This is a genomic window from Nitrobacter sp. Nb-311A, assembly GCF_000152905.1.
Lineage (GTDB): Bacteria > Pseudomonadota > Alphaproteobacteria > Rhizobiales > Xanthobacteraceae > Nitrobacter.
Window position 1 is genome coordinate 394,470 of sequence record NZ_CH672416.1, and the last position, 21,701, is coordinate 416,170.

Here is a 21,701-nt window from a genome sequence, read left to right on the forward strand (position 1 = left end):
CTGGACGTGGATTTTCTTTCAAAGCCGCCGCCCGCCTGCCTCAGTCGCACGGTGGTCTATCGTTACCGAACGGGGATGCTACGTTCGGCCATGATTGAAGCACTTTCACAGATTTCGGGGCGCGGTGGAAATCTGATCTTTGACTGTTCCTTCGGCGACTTGTTCTCCTTGAGTGTCGGCGGCGGTCTATTTCAAGGAATAGGCATCTGTGACTGGCCAAAAGAGGGGCTTAACGCTACCGCTGAACGGATTACCGCGACATTGGAAGCAATTAGCCATCAGGACGGGCAGCCGGTGATCCTTTTCGTTTCCAGCGAGAGCACACTTCCGAGGCATCGGCTGTGGTCAAAGGTGGAGGAAGTAAGCTTACTGATTCACGAGCCCGTCGTTTGCTCCCCTGCTCTGCTGCCAATATTGAAGTATCTCGAGTCGCGAAGCGCTCTTGTTCCGCAAAGAAATCTCGTAAGACAGCGTGAATTCTTGAACTATTTTGAAGATATCATTGTTCACGATCGGATGAATTTACATGAGCTAAGGCTGGCATTCGATCGCGCTGTCTTGCTGTTCGTTGATCCCGATACCGGCCTGTTCTCTGGTGAAGTTGCCAACGAAAAACAGCATCGCAGCCGCAGCATCGTCATGCGGCCATTGCGCTCAATGGTCGAGCGGCGGGATCCCCTCCAGCTTCCCGAATTTCTCCGCGGGCTAGCGGTTCGTTTCCCGTGCGGACGGCGAGGAGATGAACTGGCCGATGACCTAGCTCGTTACACAGTTACTCTTTTGAAGTTAGATCCCGCGAGGCAGAGGTGCGTATCGGGCACAGATCAGCTTGAAGATCGTAAATGTAGGGTGTTGGTTTGGGTCTGCGTTTTCTTAGTATTTACTAATCGGTTCTCCGAAATCGACGCCCAGCAGCCCATTTCCGGATCCCATGTTGATCAAACGCTGATCTTGGTGGACGAACTGGGACGCGCGTTTTTAGATCGAACCACCCCGATCACGGCAGACGATCCGCTAGTTGGACTCTGGGCACAGCTGCGGAGCTCGATATCGTTCGTACGCGCCAGCAGCGAGGAGAGCGAAACGAGCTTCAGCAAAGTTGTGCGCGATCTTGCTTCCCTTTTAGGTGAATCGACGGTGGCGGAAAGGCAGTGGATTGCACGTCTGCGTGATCTTCTGACGAGCGATGCGGACAACCTTACGAGCAACAATCGGCAAGCCGTTGAATCGGGCTCGGTACGTCTAGGCTCAAGATTTCAGCCGCAGTCGTTTGTCGACATAATCGGCCATCAAGTTGCGGTCGCAGGACTGCAGCAACGCATCAGATCGGATCGGCATGGTGCGCCGCTGGTTCTTTGCGGGCCTAAGGGCGTTGGTAAGAGAACGCTTGGCCGGATTTATGCAAAAAGGCTGCTATGCGAGAGCGGCACAAACGTGGATGCGTCGCCGTGTGGAAGTTGCCCTACCTGCAAAGAATTTGAAACTCGAAGCCCCCTTGAGTTCGTCGAATTCGACGCTGGCGCATCGTCGGCGGCGCAATATGTGCGGGAGGAACTGCTACCTAACCTGCGGTTCGAAACATCCATAGGGCGCCGCGTGGTAATGATCACTAATCCAGATAGCAATCCACAGCTGGTCGAAGTCTGCCTCAAGACGCTCGAAAAATCCTCAGCAGTAAACAGCTTCATTTTCACCGTTACCCATGTAAGGGGGCTTAGCGGCGCCGGGCAATCCCGCGCCGAGATGTATCGCCTCTTCGCACTTACTCCGCTCGAGAGCAGGCGACTCGCAGAGCGATTCTTAGGGTCAGCCGCATATCCACACGACAGCCAAGTGCTTGATGTGATATTGGCCGAATCTGGCGGATTGCCTGGTCGGCTGCGGGAGTTGTGTGACTGCATCCAGAGCACGCAGTCGAAAACTCTCGACGAAGTGCGAAAGGCATTAGGACTAGATTGGGCAAAAGCAGCAATTGGTTTTTGGCGCTCACTCCTGACGCCACATGAGTTGAACGAAAAGGAGCTTAATCCTCCGGCGGGGGTGCCTCCCAGCGGAATGGCACGTCGTGTTAGCTCGGTTCTGAACGAGATCTACTATGTCGGTTCAGGCGGAGAGACGCGACATCCAGCCCTGATGCACTTGAAAGATAACCCAATCTCGGACCTTGTGTCCCAAATCACCGCCCGATCAGCCGAGCGGGGAATGTCGTTTCACCAGTTATGGGCCACGCTGGCTGACATTTGGCTATGCGACGATCACGGAGACGCGGCGGGATTTCGGGGCGCTAGCCTTAGGTCGCACGCTATCCTTCGATCTGAGATCCTAGGCGTTAATTTGGGGTAAGAATCTCATGCGGGTTCGCAATGTTCGCGCCAAACTAACGGCAGTTCCAAGCGCTGATACGTTTGACCGTTGACGCGAATGGTCGTGACTCGGTTAACGATCTACGTGCTGTTATCTGTCTCTATCGCTTCACTGAGGTCGAAACCTCGGGGTTTCTCCTCCTCGGTCCAGACGATGTCGTCGAGACCCGCCAGCGTACGAAGCCTTTTGGAAGCATCGTCGAACGATGAAGGCCGAGACGGCTCGCTAAGGGGATTTTGCCAACGTGCGATTGAATTATCGGCCGTTCGCTGTTCGAACCTCGTGATGATCGTGAACAACCAGCTTGCTTGGCTTTCGCTGATGAAAGCTCTCGCCTGATAGAGTTCGATTTTACGAAGTGTGTTTTGCAGAAAGGACACCTCTTTAAGACTCAGGCTTCCGTCGCATAAGGCGCCAGTGATACGTCGCCCCAGTCTTTTAAAGTCGTCTCCGACGATCATGCTTGGTGCTCACGAATTGGTTGATAGGATTGCGATATGGAAACTTGAAGGCTCCGTCGCTGACGCTCGGATGACCGTAAGCGACTTGGGAAATCAATCGACGGATACACGGATTGCCGATCTGAGGTCCGCATCGCTGTGGCATTCTCGAAAATTGGTGTACGTCTGAGGGATGTTTTCTGGGGCCCGAAGGGCACAGCTTCGCCTGCGAGGCGAAGCTGCTGAGTTAAAGGCAATGCTCGAAAACCGGAGCCACGCCGTCGGTCAGTCTTTTGGATAAGCGCACCCTGTTACGGGGAGGCCGGGGTCAGTCGGTCGGCCTTTACGCGCCGCTTCATCTGGCGGGGCTATTGCGCGACACATCCATCAATCGCGCAACCACTGTGGGTCGGGAGTCACCGGAGCCCACTCCTGCTTTCAGTCACTAAACTGTCAGCTTTTATCGATGCCTTTCGATCTCGTCCGCGGGGTCTCCAACAGCTTGGCTAGCTCGGAGGGCGGAGCCCGTTGGGGGCTGGCTATGTGCGGGCCGCTATGCGGCGCTCGTAGTTGCTCAAGAACAATGTGAAATCTATCCGGTGATCGAGATCAAAGCGATTGAGGCCGCTCGCCGCTCCTAAGTACTCATAGATCTCCACGTCAGCGCCACATCCCTGCGGTTGCGCCGGCACACCCATCTTGGCGGAGACTCATCCGTTCCAGGAAATTTGATTTCGCCTTGGAAACAAATCTTGCAAATCCATCGATGGTTGACTAGCCCACGACAACAATCGCTGCAGCCGCCCATGGCTTTCAAACGGTCCAGCGAAACACTAGAAAGAATCCAGAGGACGTTCGATGGCCTTGAACTACAAGAAGCTGCAATCTGGCATTTCCGGGCAGAAGCAGACCGATCCGCGCAAGATCTTCACGACACTGAAGCGTGACACCAGCAAATTCAAGCGACCGTCGGATGAGCAAGCCGACGTGCTTGATCTCTGGTACGCGAAGAAAGATCGTGCCGACAACACACTCAAGATGAATACGGGCTCAGGCAAGACGGTGGTTGGCCTGCTCTGCCTACAGAGTAGCCTGAACGAAGGTGTTGGGCCGGCCGTCTACGTGGCTCCCGACAAGTATCTCGTGAAACAGGTCGTCGCCGAGGCTGCGTCGCTGGGCGTCACGGTTACAGAGAATGAGAACGATCCAGGTTTCATCGCCGGCACCGCGATCCTCGTCATCAACATTAAGAAGCTGGTGAACGGCAGATCGGTCTTCGGCGTCGGGCGCGACGGCACCAAGATCTCGATCGGAAGTCTTGTGATCGACGACGCGCACGCTTGTCTGGCCACCGTAGCCGAGCAGTTCCGGATTCGTCTCTCTTCGACGCACAAGGCCTACGGACCGCTTCTGAAGCTGTTCAAGCCGGATCTCGCGAGCCAATCGGCGTCCGGTTATCTAGACATCGAGGCGCAGGACCCGAGAACCGTTATGGCGGTGCCTTACTGGGCTTGGAAAGACAAGCAGGACGAGGTGCTACGCATCCTCCATCCTCATCGAGAGGACGAATTCCTGGGGTGGCCGTGGCGGCTCGTCGAGGACGTGCTGTCGTTGAGTCAATGCGCGTTCGGCGGAGGCCATGTGGAAATCGCGCCACGGTTCATTCCGATCGACAACGTTCCAGCGTTCACGGGAGCGAAACGGCGCATCTATATGACGGCAACTCTGGCCGACGACGGCATCCTGGTCAGCCACTTCCAAGCAGACCCGAAGGAGGTCGCGGACCCCATCCGACCGAAAGGCGGTGGCGACATCGGGGATCGCATGATCCTCGCTCCGCAGGAAATCAATCCGGAGATCACCACCGACGAGATCAAGGCGTTGCTTTCGCACGTGGCCCAGAGCTTGAACGTGGCCGTGATCGTCCCGTCGAAGAAGAGGGCCGAATTCTGGAGCGACGTCGCCCACCAGACCCTGACCGCCGACAACATGGAGGCAGGCACTGATCGGTTACGCGCGGGTCACGTTGGATTGACGGTGTTCGTGGCGAAATACGACGGCGTGGATCTGCCCGGGCCGGCGTGCGAGGTGCTGGTGATCGACGGACTACCGGAAGTCTACGGCCTGCTGGAGCGCATTGAGCAGGAGGCTCTCAATGGTACGCGCCGACAGTTACTGCGGCAGGTTCAGCGCATTGAGCAGGGCATGGGACGCGGTGTCCGTTCGAGCCAGGATCATTGTGTGGTCATACTCATGGGCTCGAGACTGACGTCGCGACTTCACGGGGCGGACGCGCGCGCGATGTTCTCGCCGGCTACCCGCGCTCAGTTGGAATTGGGGCGCGACATCACGTCCCAGTTGAAAGGCGAGCCTCTAGCGGAGATCGCCAAGGTTATGGAGGACTGTCTGAACGGTCGTGATGAATGGCTCGAATTGAGCCGGTCGGCCGTGGTGAATGCTGACGCGGGCAACGCGAGCCACATCGAAGAATCTGTCGTGGCACTCCGGAACGCTTTTGATGCCGCGCGTTTGGGACGCCACGACGCTGCGGAAAAGGAAGTGCAGGTGGTCATCGACAAGACGAAGGAACGGCCGGCTCGGGGTTACCTTCTCCAGCAGCGCGCGGAGTTCCTGCATCATTTGGACCCCGTGAAGGCGCAGGAGACGCAACTCGCTGCGGTACAGGCCAACGCGGCGCTGTTGAGGCCGATCAAGGGCGTAAGCTACCGGAAACTCGAAGTCCCGAGGGACGGACAGGCCGCGACAGCGGTCGGCTTCATGAAGCAGTTCCTTGAGAAGAACGAGCTTATTCTTTGGGTCAACGCACTGACCGAATCGCTCGCGTGGGGCGAGGAGAACAGCGGCACGTTCGAGAGCGCGATGCGGGATCTCGGCCTGTTCCTCGGCTACGGCTCGCAACAGCCGGAAAAAGAATCAGGTCGAGGCCCTGACAACCTGTGGGCGGTCGGGGCGCTCAAGTATTTCGTCATCGAGTGTAAGAGCGGAGCGACCCAGGCACAGGCGATCAACAAGCATGACTGCAATCAATTGAACGGCTCAATGACCTGGTTCTCGGCGCAATACGACCAGACCTGTTCGGCGACGCCGATCATGGTGCACCCAAAGACGAAACCTGAGTTCGCGGCGACGCTCTACGCCGGTTCGCGAATTATCGATGGGGATCGCCTGGTTAGACTGATTAAGGCGCTGAACGACTACGCGGTCGCTGTCGGCCAAAACAACGGGTTCGCGGAGCCTCGGGTGGTTGCTGCCCAATTGGAGCACTTTGGGCTAACGCCTGCGGAACTGGTCGCGCGATATACAGTGAAGCCGAGCAAGTGAAGCGGCGTCGGTTAGCCCGCGCAGCGCAGAACACTAAATCTCGGCTCGTCCTGCCGCCGCTCGCTGGCCGAGTGGCAGGAGCCGATTCTGCTTTCCGGAGATTCGCGCTTGATGGGTAGATCTGGGGAGCAAATCCACGGAAGGCGAAGCGCCGCCCAACTAACTGCACCTGGAATTTTCTTGCCCACCAAACAGGGACGGCGTTACGAATGCTCTGATGTTCGATGACGAGCGTTTTGACAAATACTCCTTCGAGGCTGTTCCACTAAATCGCGACATTTACTTGATGGATGAAAAATGGATGCCCGAGTACGAGCGGTACGTGCTCGCAGTATTCGCAGGCAAAGGGGGCTGGGCTGCAATCGCCCGGGTTGATTAGCTATGCCGCTGCCCGCCGAATACACAGCACCAACGGCATTGAGGTCTCTTGGTCCGAATGTCTACAGCCGATTCCACCAGGTGACGGCGTGGCTTCAGCACGAGGCATTCGTGACTTGCGTCGGTTCCTGGCAGTGTGATGAAACGCCGCACATTTTTGTCAAAGGCGATTGGCTGACCCACCTCCACGTGCGCAGCTACAACGTTTTTGCTCTCATTGACGCCGTGGGCGTCAAAGCAGCGCTTGTGGAGAACAAGTTAACCCGCGAGGGTTTGTTGAGGCTGCGGGAGCGCTTGGACGAACTTGCGGGAAAATGGCCGCAAGTGTCGTTCGTTTCGTTTGCCGACAGCGTTCTTCTCAAAAGCAATTGGACGGTCGGGCACTACGAAAGCACCGTCAAATACACTTTTGAACCGGAATTGCTGCTGTATCTCTACGTTGAAGTTCAGGCGGCATACCGAGACATTCTCGGCTTGAACGCCTATGGCGTTTTCACGCAGGGAAGCAATGAATACCACGATGACGGCGTGACGCATGTTTCCAAGAGTGGCAATCACATCTCGCTAAATAGCTTGGGTTTGCCGATTGCCCAGCTCATGGCAATCGACGACGCCGCGCGTGCGGCGACTAGGTCCGGCGTTCACACCCCCGCCGACTTATATATGGACAAACAGTTTTATCGCTCCCTGCAGCTTGCTTATGCATACCAGAAGATGAGAAGCCACGTCACAACTACGTTTCGCCGATGTCAGGCGAACTCGCCGAATATTTCTACGCTGACAGCGATGTCATATTGGACAACATCAAAGCGCAAGAGGGGGAAGCCATGAGCTATCAGACGGCCGCCCAAGCGAAAGAAAAATACACCGCTAAAATGGGCGACAAACTTGGGCCGCAGTTTCACGAACTGCGCCAAGAGGTCATTTATCTGAACCGCAAGTGGATGGAGTATATTACCCTGTTCGGCACTAAGCCGACGCGCGTTCAGCTTATGAATGCAACCGCGCCGGTGTTTTTCCGGACCGTGCAGGATGTCTTTTACGACGATATGCTTTTGCACATAGCCCGGCTTACCGACCCGTCACAGATGGGGAAATTCTCAAACCTGACCTTTCAAAATCTTTCCGACCTTATCAACGATGAAAAGCTAAAGGCAAAGGTCGACCCGCTGCTTAAGTCTGCGCTTGAGCAGTCGGAGTTCTGCCGCGATTGGCGAAACAAGCTGGTGGCCCATCGAGACTTAGACGTAGCCATCAACGGTACCGCCGACCAGATAAACGGCGGCACCCGAGAGCAAGTGAATAAAATCATTGCAACACTGTCAGAAATCCTCAACGCCATTGAGCTTCACTTAACGGAGGGCAGTACGCATTACACTTTCGACGGTCACACCGGCGGAGCAAAGGACTTGCTGTTCTTCCTTGATGACGGAAAAAGACGCCACGACGAACGGCGCGCGCGCATTGTATCGAACAAGGCGACGCCTGACGACCTTGCAGCCCGTGATGTGTGAGGAACGCGCTTGCTTGACGGCGGTTGCCGAGGACATAGAGCGAGACGTTCGAGACCACGTTCGGCACCCTGCAGCGAACCCTAGATCTGGGCCGAACGCTCTCCGAGGGGGCGAGCGTGGGCATGGGCGCGGCGGCGCGGGGGCTCGATACGGTGGAAACGTCATTACGGCAGTTGCCTGAGAGGCGGCCGCAAGCTGGCGCCAACGCCCGTGCCGTAGAATGGAGAGCCCTGCCCTCCGGAAAGTGGATGGGTAGGCGAGTGGATGGCAGGTAAAGAGGAGTAGACGGTTCAGATGGAGGGGAAACTGCCTTCTAAACTGAAATAGCGCCGGGCCAGCAGATGACCTCGCACAGTCGAAAGCGATATTTTGCAACGGCAGAAGCGAAGGCGGCTCGACTTCGGGACACAAGACTGGTACACACGAGCCGCTCGGGCGAGCGATAAGTCTCTGATTCTATTGATTTTGTTGAAGCTGCGCGGCAATCCCTCCCTCTCCGCCATTTCGCGGCTCCCCAAGCGAAGGAATCAGAACGGAGCGGCAGGGAGCGCGCCACGTCGCAGCGACATCCTCGGGTTTTAGATGGCGCGGCGGCGGAGTTAGAGACGGCGAGCTCTTTAAGGAAAAAGCCAGTTGCGAAGCTTGAGGGGCAATATGCCATATAGACTTTGCGCCTCAATCTTCCTCATCTCCCCGGGATTTTTGCGAACTCGCCAGATACGGATGTAAATTGCCAAAGAAGCAAAGGCAATGAGTCCCCAGACAAGAGGACCCCATATATGGCTGACCACCCCTTCTCCTCGGTCCAGAGCAAACAATACGTCGAAGCAAAAGAGGAAGAACACAAAGAGCAGGCCCGCTTTTGGAGAGACCTCTAGCAGGCTGTTGAAGAAGTGTCCCGTCTGGCTTTCGGGATGGCTTAATCGCCGTTGTGATGAGATTTGGATTGAGCTGTCGAGCAGTTTGGCGTGGCCGTGGGACGGGGGGTCATGCTGGCACCGCCATGAGCTTCGGCAGTCGCACCAGATTGTAAGCGGCGGCTGCGAAGGTGAAGGCCCATTCGACGCGGTCGCGGCCGCGGAAGCGGGTCTTGTCCTGGCGGGCGACCGTCTTGATCCAGCCGAAGGCTTCCTCAATGCGCTTGCGGATACGCTGGCTGACGGCATAGCCGCTGTGCCGCGTCGTGCGTCCGTCGATCGCCGAGCTTCGGCCTCTCGTGTTCTGCGCCACGTGCGGCGTCACCTTCATCGCGCGCAACTCATTGACGAAGTCCTCCGTGTCATAGGCCTTATCAGCGCCAAGTGTGATGGCCAGGGGCCGGTCGGCGCGAGGTTCGATCATGTGCAACGCCGCCACCCGCTCGGCATGTCCGTCGGCCAGCGTCAGGCAGGCGTCGACCAACAGGCCGTGGCGGTTCTCCATCAGCCCATGACCCATGAAGCATAGCTTCGCCTCCTTGCCCTTGCCCTTCTTGTAGAGCCTTGCGTCCGGATCGGTGGTCGAGGCATGCGTGTCGTTAGTCCGCTTCTGGCCGTGGAAGTCGGCTTCGGCATTGCGCCCGACGCCGCCGGCCGGCGGCTCGCCAGAGCCGTCCTTCGGTTTGACGCTCTTCATCGAAGCCCAGGCCTCGATCAGCGTGCCGTCGACCGAGAAGTGATCTGTCGACAGCAGCTTCTTCACCTTGGGCTGGGCCAGCACCGCACTCAGGAATTTGGCCGCGATGTCGCCCTCAAGCAGCCGCTCGCGATTCTTCGAGAACACCGAATGGTCCCAGGCTGGATCGTCGACGCCGATGCCCACGAACCAGCGGAACAGAAGGTCGTATTCCAGCCGCTCCATAAGCAACCGCTCCGAGCGGATCGAGTAGAACGCCTGCAAGAGCATCGCCCTGAGCAACTTCTCGGGTGGGATCGACGGCCGCCCGAGTGGCGAGTACAGCGCCGCGAACTCCCGCTCCAAAGCGACAAGCCCTTCGTTCACCGTGACCCGGATGGCGCGAAGCGGGTGGTCGCGTCGAACCCGCGCCTCCAGATCAACGTAGCTGAACAGCTCGCCAGTCAGATTGTCACCACCGCGCACTCATCATCTCCAAATCGCTTCGGAGCAATAAATCATGCTCACAGCTCGGCCGCGACTGGCTTTTTCAACAGCCTGCTAGGCGACCTTTCATTCCCAAGCCTCCTGCAAACATGGCGGCGTCAAGATAGGCGGCGTCAAGATATGTATTATCGAGCTTATTATTGACAAATTTGCGGAGGCTCTCGCCCGTCCCGGATCGCGAGGACCGTCCCGCTGATGGCTGCATCGCTGACCGCATGCTCAGCATCGCCCCTCATCCGCGCAAGGAAGGCGCCTGTCCTGGTCTTGCCAGGGCTTCATCGCCAGCGCGTCTCGTTCCTGAATGGATTTCCGCCCTTCGACCGAATCAGGATCACAAGTTCGTAAGACCCCATCAAAAACGTCTTGTTATCGCGTTTCGAGCGGCTTCCTGACATTTCCCCAGGTGGACAATCGCTGCCCATCCCCCTACACCGCGACCGACGCTGCGCAGCCAACGTGAGGGATGGAGATGATGCCGCGCAATCGGAAGCATCTGAACGTTCTCCTGCCTGTCGTTGTCGTGCTTGGCATCATGCTCGGACTGGTCGCCTACGCGCCGACGCTGTATCGTGTATTCTGCGGCGCGACCGGGTACGGAGGAACGACGCAGCGGGCATATGCGGATCCGGCCGTCACCTCCAACAAGACCGTCACCGTTGCGTTCGACACCAACGTCGCGTCGGATCTTCCGTGGCGCTTCGAGCCCGAACAGCGTTCCGTGACGGTTCGTCTCGGCGAACAGAAAATGGTTTTCTTCACGGCCGAGAATCTGAGTAACGAGTCGATCGTCAGCCATGCCACGTATAATGTCACTCCGGACACCAGCGGACCTTATTTCAATAAAATTCAGTGCTTTTGTTTCAACGAGGAGCGTCTCGATCCACATCAGAAGATCGAGATGCCGGTTGTCTTTTTCGTCGATCCAGCCTTTGCCGAGGATCCCGACAACCGCGCTGTCGACACGATCACGCTCAGTTACACGCTCCTGCGGTCGGTGAATCCGTCGCAGAGCAAGAACCTGTCGCGCTTCCTTCCCAATGCGCCGCCTGATCCCATGCACGGCAAGCAGCTTTTCAGCGAGCGATGTACGGCATGTCACGCGCTGGATACCAACAAGGCAGGCCCTCTGCTGGGCGACGTGGTCGGCCGCAAGGCAGGCACTGTTCCCGGCTATCACTATTCGCCGGCGTTGAAGAACGCCGGTCTGGTCTGGTCGCAAGACAATCTGGACCGCTGGCTTGCCGATCCGAAGAAATTCGTGCCCGGCACCCGCATGCCGGTGCGCGTGCTGGATGCACCCTCTCGCCACGATCTCTTCGCCTATCTGCAGGCAGTGAGCGAGGAGCGCAAAAACCAGCTTAGGTCAAGCCCTCCTCCATCGGACGGAGAATTTTGAGAGGACCATAAACGCAGAGGCCAGCGGACAGCACAGCTGGCCCGAGACAAATCGCCGACGTCTGCTAGAGCATGATCCCGACCCGAAGGGCCGCGCCAGTGCAAAGTGGAAACCGGTTTTTCGGAGAAGATCATGCTCAAGCAAAAAGATAAGCGACGAGTCTAATTCAAAGCGGTGGAAACAGACTCTAATAGAGACTCCGGCCGGGGCGCTTGCCTATTGTAGAATCGATGGTGTGGCAGGCGCAGAATGGAACCTCCCGATAATGCAAATTCGATCGATTATTCGAACTTCCACTTCGCCGCTTTTCATCCGCGTGACTGGCGAAAAAATCGCACCTGAAAATGGCGTCCCGGAAGGGAGTCGAACCCCTGACCCCAGGTTTAGGAAACCTGTGCTCTATCCAGCTGAGCTACCGGGACTGAACGCCGAGTCGTGGCACTTATCCGGCACATGAGCGTCTCGGGCAAGCCCCAAGCATCCGATCCGAATCAAATTGCCGATTCAAGAGGCCGATGCCGACGCGCGGTCCATTCCAGCCCGGACCGAAGCTCTCGCCGGCAGGCGATCCGGCAAGACCACAGAATTACAGGGCGGGACTTGTTGTCATAACGGGGCGGCGACCGTTGCAGACGCCGGGCGCTCTTTGTTTTGAAAGTGCCTTCACCCGCAACCCGCAGCCACTCTCGCTTGCGGAATGGAGCGACAGCCTCTCCGCCCGCCAAAAGCGCCTTGTGAGTCTCATACGGCAACGTTATCTTTTGCGCGGGCTGGTTCGCAATCAGGAGACGGTCATGGGTTTGCTCGACGTCCTCAACGGAATGCAGAACGGCCCGCGCGGCCCAAGCAAACCCAGCGCGGAAGGCGAAAGCGGCGGCCTGTCGCCACTGACATTGGCGATCCTCGCTGTGCTGGGATACAAGGCGCTGAAACATTTCACCGGGAGCCGGCCTGAACCTGGCACGACCACACCCCCTCCCCCCGCGCCCGAACGTACGGTCAACGCCGGCCTGCCCGGCGGCGGCACAGGCGACCTCGGCGACCTGCTGAAAGGCGGGCTTGGCGGGCTGCTTGCGGGCGGTGCAGCCGGAAGCATTCTGAGCGGCGGGCTCAGCGACCTGCTGAACCAGCTTCAGAAGAAGGGCCATGGCGAGACAGCTAATTCCTGGGTCGGCCCGGGACCGAACAAGCAGATCGCGCCGCGCGATCTCGCCGACGCGCTGGGCGCCGACCAGATCAACGCCCTGACAGCGCAGACCGGCCTGTCCCGGGACGAATTGCTCGCCGAATTGAGTCAGCACCTGCCCGAGGTCGTTCACCATCTGACCCCCGAGGGGCGCCTGCCGACGGAGAATGAGCTATCGCGACTGCTTTAGGATCGCTGACCCCTGCGGGAGTCGTCCCTGGGCCGACTGATCTCGCGGAGAGTTCACCATCACGATCACGCTGAGGAGGGCTTCCGTCATGAGCGGTATTCTCTGGATCATTCTGGTCGGCTTCGTCGCAGGGGTTATCGCAAAATTCCTGTCCCCCGGCCCGAACAACCCGAGCGGATTCATTCTCACCACGGCGCTCGGCGTCGCCGGTGCATTCCTCGCCACTTTCATCGGGCAGTCGATCGGTCATTACAGTCCCGATCAGGGTGCAGGCTTCATCACCTCGACCATCGGCGCGGTGGTGGTGCTGTTCATCTGGAACAGGCTGGTCGCCCGCGGCGTGATTTCCGGTCCGAGATAGCAATCCCGTTCTCGGGCGAAGTCTTGAGGGGCGGCGCGATCAAAGGGACGCGTGCCGAAACGGCGCAGGCACGAGACTGCCGGTGATGACGGCCCGATATCTCCGCATGCGCCATATTTTATTCGGGGCGCTGTTTTGCGGGTTTTCGTTTGCCAAGGCCGCGCCAGCGCTCGCCGACGGTTGCCAATTGGTCATTCAGGGTGAAGGCGTCGTGAGCGCTGTTATTGACCAGCGGACGCTCCGCCTCGAAGATGGCCGCGACATCAGGCTCGCAGGGGTCGAAGTGGTCGCCGGAGAACCGGCCAATCGTCGGCCGGCGCTCGCGGCGCTGATCGGCCGCCGCGTGACCCTGCGCGGGGAGCGCGACGATCCGGATCGCTATGGCCGGCAAACCGCCTTCATATATCTCGGAACGTCCACGAGTTCGGTCCAGAGCGATCTTCTGGCACGCGGCGAAGCGCTTGTGTCTGCCGAGGTCTCCGACAAGTCGTGCGCAGCGGAACTCGCAGCCGCCGAAGCGGCGGCGCGTCAGACCCGACGTGGAACTTGGGCGGAATCGTCCGTCGTCAAAAGCGCCGAACGTCCGGACGATATTTTGGCGCGTATTGGGCAGTTCGCCATCGTGGAAGGCTATGTCCGGTCTGTCAGGGCTGTCGGCGGCACCATATATCTGAACTTCGGCCCCCGCTGGACACGAGACTTTGCTGCGACTATTTCAAGACGCATAATGCCATCTTTCGAGGCGGCAGGTATAGCGCCGATGTCTTTCGAACAACGGCGGATCCGTGTCCGTGGCTGGATCGAACGGCGCGGAGGACCGCGGGTCGAGGTGCTCCGGGTTGGGCAGATCGAAGTGGCCCATGACTAGAAGCGGCCCGGTTTCTGCGGAAGCCAACGTCTAAAGGTAGGCTACGCTGGCGTAGTAAGATTCAGCGGTTGAATGTCAGCATTTGCAGTCAGGCTTGCTGAACAAGTTGCGACTGCTGAAATCGAATCTTCCATCCGAGGGAGAATGTTGCGACCATGACGGCGAGCCCAATATGGCGCAGGACAGGAGTGAGCCGCCTTTTGGCTGCGCCTGTCGTGCTGCTCTGCGCGGCGCTTGCCCTCAGCGGATGCGGCGGCATGACCCGGTTCCAGACCGCCACCCCCCCATCCGCCAAACCGGTGAAGCCCGCGCGGGCGGCTGCCCATACACCGGCATCCGACCGCGAGCACGAGCGCATTCTCGCCTCTTATGGCGGCGCCTATGATGATCCCAAACTTGAAGCGCTGATCAACAGAACGGTCGAGCGGCTGGTGGCGGTGTCCGAGCGGCCCGACCTCACCTACAAGGTCACGATCCTCAATTCAGGCGCAGTAAACGCTTTCGCGTTGCCGACCGGTCAGCTCTATGTGACCCGCGGTCTGGTTGCGCTGGCGAACGATACCTCGGAATTGTCCTCGGTGCTGTCGCACGAGATGGCGCATGTTCTGGCCAAGCACGCGACCATCCGCGAAGACCAGGCGCGGCAGGCCGCCCTCGTCAGCCACGTCGTCACCGAAATGGGAACCGACCCGGATTTGACGGCGCTGGCGCTCGCCAAATCCAAACTGACGCTGGCAGGCTTTTCGCGCGCCCAGGAATTCGAGGCTGACGGCATCGGCGTCGGGATTTCCGCGCGAGCCCATTTTGACCCTTATGGCGCAGCGCGCTTCCTGGCCGCGATGGAGCGCAATGCCGCGCTCAAGGCCGGCAAGCCCTCGCTGGATCCGCGCTCGCAGGACTTCCTGTCGTCGCATCCGGCAACGCCCGAGCGCGTCCAGAACGCGCAGGCCAACGCGCGGCAATATAGCGCTCCCGCACAAGGCGAACGAGACCGCGAGACCTATCTCGACGCGATCGACAACATCGTCTACGGCGAGGATCCCAGCGAAGGGTTCGTTCGAGGCCGGCGCTTCCTGCATCCAAAGCTCGGTTTTACGTTTCAGGCGCCAGAAGGTTTCGCGCTCGACAATACGGCTCAGGCGGTGATCGGCGTTCGGGAGGGCGGCAGTCAGGCCATGCGCTTCGACGTGGTCCGGGTGCCTGCGGAACAGAAGCTTACCGAGTACCTTAACTCAGGCTGGATGGAAAACGTCGACAAGGCGTCGACGGAAGAACTGACCATCAACGGCTTCCCCGCGGCATCGGCGGTCGCCAGCGGGGAGCAATGGCAGTTTCGGGTCTATGCCTTGCGCTTCGGCAGCGACGTCTATCGCTTCATTTTCGCCACCCGTCGCAAGACAACCGAAAGCGAACGCAATGCGCGCGAAACGGTCGCCTCCTTCCGCCGCTTGACGCTGGACGAGATTCAGGCCGCGCGACCGCTGCGGATCAAGGTGATCACCGTACAACCGGGCGACACCGTGGAATCGCTGTCTCGCCGCATGGCGGGTGTCGATCATCCCGCCGAGCGTTTTCGCGTGCTCAACGGCCTCGATCCGCGCGCCCAAGTGAAGGTACGCTCTCGAGTCAAGATCGTGGTGGACTGACGCGAACCGTCTTCCAGGCCAGTTCGTTCAGCAATCCTCCTTGGGAGGACCGGGTGCGTAAGCTCAAAGCAGACGGATATCGCGATGTGGGACGCTATGCCATATAGGACTGATTATGCTGATACGGCAATCCCGAGCGGGCATGATGCAAAAGCCGGCCTCTCAGCCGAGCTTCTGTTTGTCTATTTGTCGTGATTCGCAGAAATCCAGTTAAGCAGCTTCGTCGGCAACCGCGGCATCACTGCCATCGGCTTCCATGTCGCCGTCGGCCTCGGCGTCCAACTCCGCCTTGGCGCCGCGGCGGGGACTCTTGGCCAGTTGTCCCTCGATTTCCTTGATCGCTTCGGTCTCCGTGACATGCTGAACGACCGCAATCTCGCGCGACAGGCGATCGAGGGCGGCTTCGTAGAGCTGACGTTCGCTATAGGACTGCTCGGGCTGAGATTCTGACCGATAGAGATCGCGGACCACTTCGGCGATGGCAACGATGTCTCCCGAATTGATCTTCGCTTCATACTCCTGCGCCCGCCGCGACCACATGGTGCGCTTGATGCGCGCGCGGCCCTTCAAGGTTTCGAGCGCCCGCTTGACCAGATCAGGCTCGGACAGCTTACGCATACCGACATTGGCAATCTTAGCCGTCGGGACTCGCAAGGTCATCTTGTCCTTGATGAAATTGATGACGAACAGTTCGAGCTTGGCTCCGGCAATCTCCTGTTCCTCGATCGCCAAAATCTGGCCGACACCATGCGCAGGATAGACTACGAACTCGTTGGTCTTGAACCCTTGGCGCTGGGTCAGAACCTTCTTCGGCTCCTCGACACGGAGTGCACCAGCCTTGGCGACAGGCTTCGCTGCGGGCTTGCTGGCCACCGCTGTTTTCGTCGCAGATTTTGTAGCCGGCTTGACAGAAGTCCTTGCCCCCTTAGGCGCGGACGCGGTCTTCGAAGCGACCGTTTTCGAACCGGATTTCGAAGCAGAGGTTTTTGAAGCAGCCGCTTTTGCGGCCTTCGCGGGCATTCTGGAGGTCTTGCTTGGCATTTCGCCTCTTTTATTTCTTGAGGATTTTCCGGCCGAGCCCTTGGCAGCCGTCGTTCGGGTAATCGAGGCAACAGTCCGGCCACGGACCTTCGTTGCACCGCGGCGAGCGGTAGACGCTCTCGAGCTAGTTTTCTTGCGTGTTTTCTGTGACACAGCCTGCGCGTGGGATACCCACGCCTTCCTGGATGTTCACGCCGGAGCCCTTCCGGACCCATAAGCAGGTAAAGGACAGAATCGAACTCAGAACGCGCCTACTCTAGCACATTTTCCGCAAAAATCAATGATTTATGCTCGCCAGCCCCGCGCGCTGGCGGATTCCGGCGCTTCCGGTCGGAAAAAGGTAAATACCGACCGTGAAAGGCCTCAGGAACTTAGGCACCCAGAACGGTGCGGGAAACGATCAGTCCCCTGTGCCGGGATTTGGAGAAAAATATTTCTCGAATTTGCCCTCCTGCCCCTCGAATTCCTTGGCGTCGGGCGGGGCTTCCTTCTTCTGCGTGATGTTGGGCCAGCTTTTGGCGTATTCGGCATTAACTTCAAGCCACTTTTCAAGTCCCGGCTCGCTGTCAGGCTTGATGGCCTCGGCCGGGCATTCCGGCTCGCAAACACCGCAATCGATGCACTCATCCGGATGAATGACGAGCATGTTCTCGCCCTCGTAAAAGCAATCGACGGGGCAAACTTCAACGCAATCGGTATATTTGCATTTGATGCAGGCATCGTTGACGACGTAAGTCATCCAAGGCTCCGGCAGACTCGGTTTTGCAGGCTGGGGTAGCGCAGGAATAGCACTGCCGCAAGCTGAGGAACCACCCGGTGCGCGTAAAGGTGATCCGTAACCCGCAACGGCACACGATCGAATCGCCGGAGCTCGATTGAATCACGATCTGGAGCCTTTCCGCTCCTGATTGAATCAGAACGAGCTTCCAAGATTTGGATTTGACGCGCTTTTTTCACGCGAACCGATGTCCTCCTCGGGTCAGACCCGAGGACATGCTTCGCTTGAAAACGCTCTAGCTATCAGCTCCGCCGGAAACATCCGACACGTCGTCATAGAGGGTTCGTGCTGCGGTCGCACCGCCTCGCCGTTCGGCGAATCCCGTGACCTTAAGGATACGAACGCCACGGTCCAGCCTGATCGTGAGAACATCAGCAATCTTGAGCGAATGACCGGGGGATGTCTCGCGCGTCCCGTTGACACGAACATGGCCCGCCTCGACCAGCGCAGCAGCCTGGGTACGGGCTTTGACCACACGCGCATGCCACAACCACTTATCGAGACGCTGGCGCTCCAAGATACCCAACAGTCGCTCAAATCGCGAAACTACACTGCCATAGCGTTTCCGAACGGAGTGGATACCGGATTGTTCTCAAGGACCAGCCGTTCAATCCTTACGTCCGGCCAACTGGTCCTTGAGGGCAGCCAACTTGGCAAAGGGCGAGTTCGGGTCTATCGATTGCTCGCGCTCGCGCGGCGCGCTGCTGGCGTAGGGACGATGCGAAGGTCCGGTATCGGAACGTCCTTCCCGACGGCCCTTGTGGGAACCCTCAACCCGACCCTTGTCCTGATCCCTGTCCCGACCCTTACCCTTGAAGCGCTCACGCGGACGTCCCTTGCCTTCGCGCGACTCGCTCTCTTTCCCCGCAAGTATGCTGTCGGCCGAGGCACCGGCCGACTGCCGACGCCGGTTCCGTCCAGTTCTTTCGCGCCCTTGCGCTCCCTCTGAAACCTCTCCGTCCACGGTTGCCGCCTGCGGACCATCCTGCCGCGGCTGTTGCCGACGGTGCCGATGGCCATCGTGGCGCGGACGCCGATCGGCTGGACGCCCGCCCGGCCGCCAGACCTCGATTGTTGCGGGCTCGGCATCCGCCGCGACATTATCCGCGGCAACCGCGGCGGTCCCGGCCGATGCGTCGCTTGCCGGTGCGCTTGCGGCTTCGCCAGCCACTAAGCCGCCCTGCGCGGCGGCGGGCTCGGGTTCAGGAACGTCGGTAGCGGGCTGGACCGCGACGTCGGGCGAAACCGCGACCGGCGTCTCCTCGATCGGGCTCGCGACTTCGGTCGCCATAACGACAACTTCCGGCGCCCCCTCATCCGGGTTCGCATTCACCGTTAGCACCGGCTCGGCGCCCGATCCGGCATCGGACGTCTCCACCTTATCCGGGACCGGCCCCTCGGGCGTGGCGGCCGCGGCAGCCGATTCGCCCGACACGTTCTCCGCCGCCTCGGAGGACGCCGCCTCCGCGTCGCCGTCGGCGGCCGGATCAGCCTCCGTAACAGGCGGGGGCGTAACAGGTGGCGGCACCGGACATCGCTCCATGCGATAGCCGAGGGCACGCAGGATGGAGGCGAAATCCTCGCCGGCAGTGCCTGCGAGCGATGTCATGGCCTGCGTCACGACAAACCCGCGGCCATCGAATGCTCCAGCGGGCTTTTCGCCGAGCGCGCCTTTCCGCCAGGACAGCGCCGGACGGATCAGGTCGGCAAGCCTTTCGAGGATATCGACGCGGACGGCGCGTTCGCCGCACTGCCGATAGCCGAGGGCGCGGTAAGCGCCGCGATCGAGCAGCTTGTCGGCCGGGAAAGAGGTGCGTCCACTACTTGCGAGATGCTGCGCGCTGGACAGCGCCGAAAAGTCGACATTGTCCTGCTTCAGCGCCCACAACAGCGAGGCCAGCGACCGCGCAGCCGGCTTCAGGAGCAGGGGGAAATAGATGTGGTAAGCGCCGAACCGCACCCCGTATTTGCGCAAGGACGCACGCGACGGCTGATCGAGATCCTTCAATTCCGCAGCGACCTTTTGCCGCTCCAGCACGCCAAGCGCCTCGATCAGCTGGAAGGCAATGCCGCGTGCGATACCGGTGATGTCCTCGGCTTTAGACAACTCGAACAGCGGTCCGAGGAGCTTCTCAATATGGGTTTTCAGCCATAGATCGAGCCTGGCTTGCACCGCCTCGCGCGGCGCTCCGGTCAGCCGCTCGTCGGAAATGATCCGCAACCGCGGATGCAGCGCGTCGTCTGCAGCCACCAGTCGCGCCACCGCGTCGCCCGTCCAGCGGATGGTGCCATCCGAGGTCAGCACGAACTGGTCATCCGGCGTCCCCGCCAATTTCTCCGCGCGCGCCTCGATTTCGCCGGCCAGCGCCTTTTGCGCGATAGCCTGCAATGCCTTGGCTTCGGAACCCGCCTCCGTCGCGTCCGGCGCGAACGTAAATCCGTCGAGACGGCCAATCACATGGCCCTCAACGATCACCTCACCCGTCTTGCCGATTTCCGTATCCAACATCGTGTTTTCCCGCAGGCGGCGCATCAATACACTGGTCCGGCGGTCAACGAAACGCTCCGTGAGCCTTTGGTGCAGCGCGTCGGACAATTTATTTTCGACCTCTCGCGAAATTCCCTGCCAGTGCTCGGGATCAGTCAGCCAATCAGGCCGATTTGCCACGAAAGTCCAGGTCCGTATCTGCGCGATCCGCCCCGACAGGATATCGATATCTCCGTCGGCACGATCGGCCTGCGCGACCTGGGCCGCGAACCAGTCGTCAGGAATCCTGCCCTTGCGCATCAGAAAGCCGAACAGCGTCGTCACCAGCTCGGCATGAGCCGCCGGCGCGATCTTGCGATAATCCGGAATCTGGCAGGTGTCCCACAGTCGCTCCACGGCAGCCGCGCTTTGCGCTATGGCGCGGACCTCGACGTCGCGCGCCGCATGATCGAGCACCCGCAGATCCTCGGCGATCGGCGCGCGGGTCAGCGCCTCGTGCGAGGGCGTCAACGCCAGCGAGACCTGCAAGGCGCCGAGCGAGGAAAAGTCGAGATCGGAATTGCGCCACTGCAGCGTTCTGACCGCCTCGAACGTGTGGTTCTGCAACGCATCCACCAGTTCGGGCTCGAACGGTGAACACCGTCCTGTGGTGCCGAAGGTCCCGTTGCGGGTGGCGCGGCCAGCGCGGCCGGCGATCTGGGCGAATTCCGCCGGGTTCAGCCTGCGAAACTGGTAGCCGTCGTATTTGCGGTCCGAGGCGAAGGCAACATGATCGACGTCAAGATTGAGGCCCATACCGACCGCATCGGTGGCGACGAGATAATCGACGTCACCGGATTGGAACATCGCAACCTGTGCATTGCGGGTCCGCGGGCTAAGCGATCCCAGCACCACGGCTGCCCCGCCGTGTTGACGTCGGATCAGTTCGGCAATGGCATAAACCTCGTCTGCCGAGAAGGCGACGATCGCGGTGCGGCGAGGCTGCCGGGTGATCTTGCGGTCGCCGGCGAATTCAAGCTGGGATAGCCGCGGACGCGTGACGATGCTCGCGCCCGGCAAAAGCCGCTCGACGATCGGACGCATGGTGGCGGCGCCGAGCAGCAGCGTCTCGTCGCGGCCACGCCGGCGCAGAATGCGATCGGTGAAAACATGGCCCCGTTCAAGATCGGCAGCGATCTGGATCTCATCGATGGCGAGGAACGACACGTCGAGATCTCGCGGCATCGCTTCGACCGTTGAAACCCAGAAGCGCGGGCGCGCCGGCTTGATCTTTTCCTCGCCGGTGACCAGAGCGACGGACTCCACCCCGGCCCGGTCGACAATCTTGTTGTAGATTTCGCGGGCGAGCAGCCGCAGCGGCAGGCCGATAATGCCGGAGGAATGCGCCAGCATCCGCTCGATGGCCAGGTGGGTCTTGCCGGTGTTGGTCGGACCTAGCACCGCCGTTACGCCCGCACCGGGCGCGCGGTCATTGCCAGGCAAAAATATCGAAGATGAAAAGGCCATACTTTCGGGGGCTTTCGCGGCGCTGGTCGAGGGCGAGGCAAATGTCGTGGGCGCTTGCTTGGAACACGAACGTTCCAACCGGACCACGGGTTCGGATATGTTT

Annotated in this window: 16 protein-coding genes and 1 tRNA gene; 10 read left to right on the top strand and 7 right to left on the bottom strand. The window is 59.7% G+C overall.

Translation table 11 applies throughout. The features are described 5' to 3' along the window. Window positions 1-6: 6 nt before the first annotated feature. Window positions 7-2,343, top strand: coding sequence for a hypothetical protein (locus NB311A_RS10870; RefSeq protein WP_245256985.1), 2,337 nt, complete (start codon window positions 7-9; stop codon window positions 2,341-2,343). 101 nt (window positions 2,344-2,444) lie between these two features. Here the strand turns inward: NB311A_RS10870 and NB311A_RS10875 are convergent, their stop codons facing one another. Continuing rightward, complete coding sequence (locus tag NB311A_RS10875) at window positions 2,445-2,825, bottom strand: hypothetical protein (RefSeq protein ID WP_009798593.1); 381 nt, start codon at window positions 2,823-2,825, stop codon at window positions 2,445-2,447. Between the two features lie 837 nt (window positions 2,826-3,662). Between NB311A_RS10875 and NB311A_RS10880 the strand changes: the two genes are divergently transcribed. The 4 genes from NB311A_RS10880 to NB311A_RS19750 all read left to right on the top strand — a co-directional run bounded on the left by NB311A_RS10880 (window position 3,663) and on the right by NB311A_RS19750 (window position 8,038). Then, on the top strand, window positions 3,663-6,146 hold the full coding sequence (locus tag NB311A_RS10880; protein WP_009798595.1) for a DEAD/DEAH box helicase: 2,484 nt from the start codon (window positions 3,663-3,665) through the stop codon (window positions 6,144-6,146). Between the two features lie 217 nt (window positions 6,147-6,363). Then, a complete protein-coding gene (locus NB311A_RS21985) occupies window positions 6,364-6,525 on the top strand; it encodes a hypothetical protein (RefSeq protein WP_009798596.1) in 162 nt (53 codons plus the stop codon). Window positions 6,526-6,527: 2 nt separating this feature from the next. Beyond that, window positions 6,528-7,355, top strand: coding sequence for a hypothetical protein (locus tag NB311A_RS10885; protein ID WP_009798597.1), 828 nt, complete (start codon window positions 6,528-6,530; stop codon window positions 7,353-7,355). Then, window positions 7,352-8,038, top strand: coding sequence for a hypothetical protein (locus NB311A_RS19750; RefSeq protein ID WP_009798598.1), 687 nt, complete (start codon window positions 7,352-7,354; stop codon window positions 8,036-8,038). Before NB311A_RS10885 ends, NB311A_RS19750 begins: the two co-directional genes overlap by 4 nt. Window positions 8,039-9,025: 987 nt before the next feature. Here NB311A_RS19750 and NB311A_RS10895 read toward each other — a convergent pair. Then, a complete protein-coding gene (locus NB311A_RS10895) occupies window positions 9,026-10,117 on the bottom strand; it encodes an IS5-like element ISNisp7 family transposase (RefSeq protein WP_009797950.1) in 1,092 nt (363 codons plus the stop codon). Window positions 10,118-10,607: 490 nt separating this feature from the next. On the opposite strand from NB311A_RS10895, the gene NB311A_RS10900 reads away from it, so the two are divergent. Continuing rightward, a complete protein-coding gene (locus tag NB311A_RS10900) occupies window positions 10,608-11,534 on the top strand; it encodes a cytochrome c oxidase assembly protein (protein ID WP_040674914.1) in 927 nt (308 codons plus the stop codon). Between the two features lie 345 nt (window positions 11,535-11,879). On the opposite strand, the gene NB311A_RS10905 is transcribed toward NB311A_RS10900, so the two are convergent. After that, window positions 11,880-11,956: transfer RNA gene (locus tag NB311A_RS10905), tRNA-Arg, on the bottom strand. A gap of 372 nt (window positions 11,957-12,328) precedes the next feature. On the opposite strand from NB311A_RS10905, the gene NB311A_RS10910 reads away from it, so the two are divergent. The 4 genes from NB311A_RS10910 (at window position 12,329) to NB311A_RS10925 (ending at window position 15,785) form a co-directional block, all read left to right on the top strand. Beyond that, the gene (locus tag NB311A_RS10910; RefSeq protein WP_040674916.1) at window positions 12,329-12,910 is read left to right on the top strand and encodes a YidB family protein; all 582 of its coding nucleotides are present in this window, start codon (window positions 12,329-12,331) and stop codon (window positions 12,908-12,910) included. Window positions 12,911-12,998: 88 nt separating this feature from the next. Then, window positions 12,999-13,271 (top strand): GlsB/YeaQ/YmgE family stress response membrane protein, encoded by a 273-nt coding sequence (locus NB311A_RS10915; protein ID WP_009798604.1) that lies wholly within the window; start codon window positions 12,999-13,001, stop codon window positions 13,269-13,271. 106 nt (window positions 13,272-13,377) lie between these two features. Then, the gene (locus NB311A_RS10920; RefSeq protein ID WP_009798605.1) at window positions 13,378-14,139 is read left to right on the top strand and encodes a thermonuclease family protein; all 762 of its coding nucleotides are present in this window, start codon (window positions 13,378-13,380) and stop codon (window positions 14,137-14,139) included. A 155-nt stretch (window positions 14,140-14,294) separates the two neighbouring features. Continuing rightward, window positions 14,295-15,785 carry a M48 family metalloprotease gene (locus NB311A_RS10925; protein WP_050752094.1) on the top strand — a complete coding sequence of 497 codons (1,491 nt, stop codon included), beginning with the start codon at window positions 14,295-14,297 and terminating at the stop codon, window positions 15,783-15,785. A gap of 210 nt (window positions 15,786-15,995) precedes the next feature. On the opposite strand, the gene NB311A_RS10930 is transcribed toward NB311A_RS10925, so the two are convergent. The 4 genes from NB311A_RS10930 to NB311A_RS10950 all read right to left on the bottom strand — a co-directional run bounded on the left by NB311A_RS10930 (window position 15,996) and on the right by NB311A_RS10950 (window position 21,598). After that, the gene (locus NB311A_RS10930; RefSeq protein ID WP_083780440.1) at window positions 15,996-16,826 is read right to left on the bottom strand and encodes a CarD family transcriptional regulator; all 831 of its coding nucleotides are present in this window, start codon (window positions 16,824-16,826) and stop codon (window positions 15,996-15,998) included. A gap of 400 nt (window positions 16,827-17,226) precedes the next feature. Continuing rightward, window positions 17,227-17,565: a ferredoxin FdxA gene (gene fdxA / locus NB311A_RS10940; protein WP_009798609.1), complete on the bottom strand. Its 339-nt coding sequence runs from the start codon at window positions 17,563-17,565 to the stop codon at window positions 17,227-17,229. A gap of 274 nt (window positions 17,566-17,839) precedes the next feature. After that, window positions 17,840-18,121 (bottom strand): RNA-binding S4 domain-containing protein, encoded by a 282-nt coding sequence (locus NB311A_RS10945; RefSeq protein WP_009798610.1) that lies wholly within the window; start codon window positions 18,119-18,121, stop codon window positions 17,840-17,842. 90 nt (window positions 18,122-18,211) lie between these two features. Next, window positions 18,212-21,598: a helicase-related protein gene (locus NB311A_RS10950; RefSeq protein WP_009798611.1), complete on the bottom strand. Its 3,387-nt coding sequence runs from the start codon at window positions 21,596-21,598 to the stop codon at window positions 18,212-18,214. Window positions 21,599-21,701: the final 103 nt, after the last annotated feature.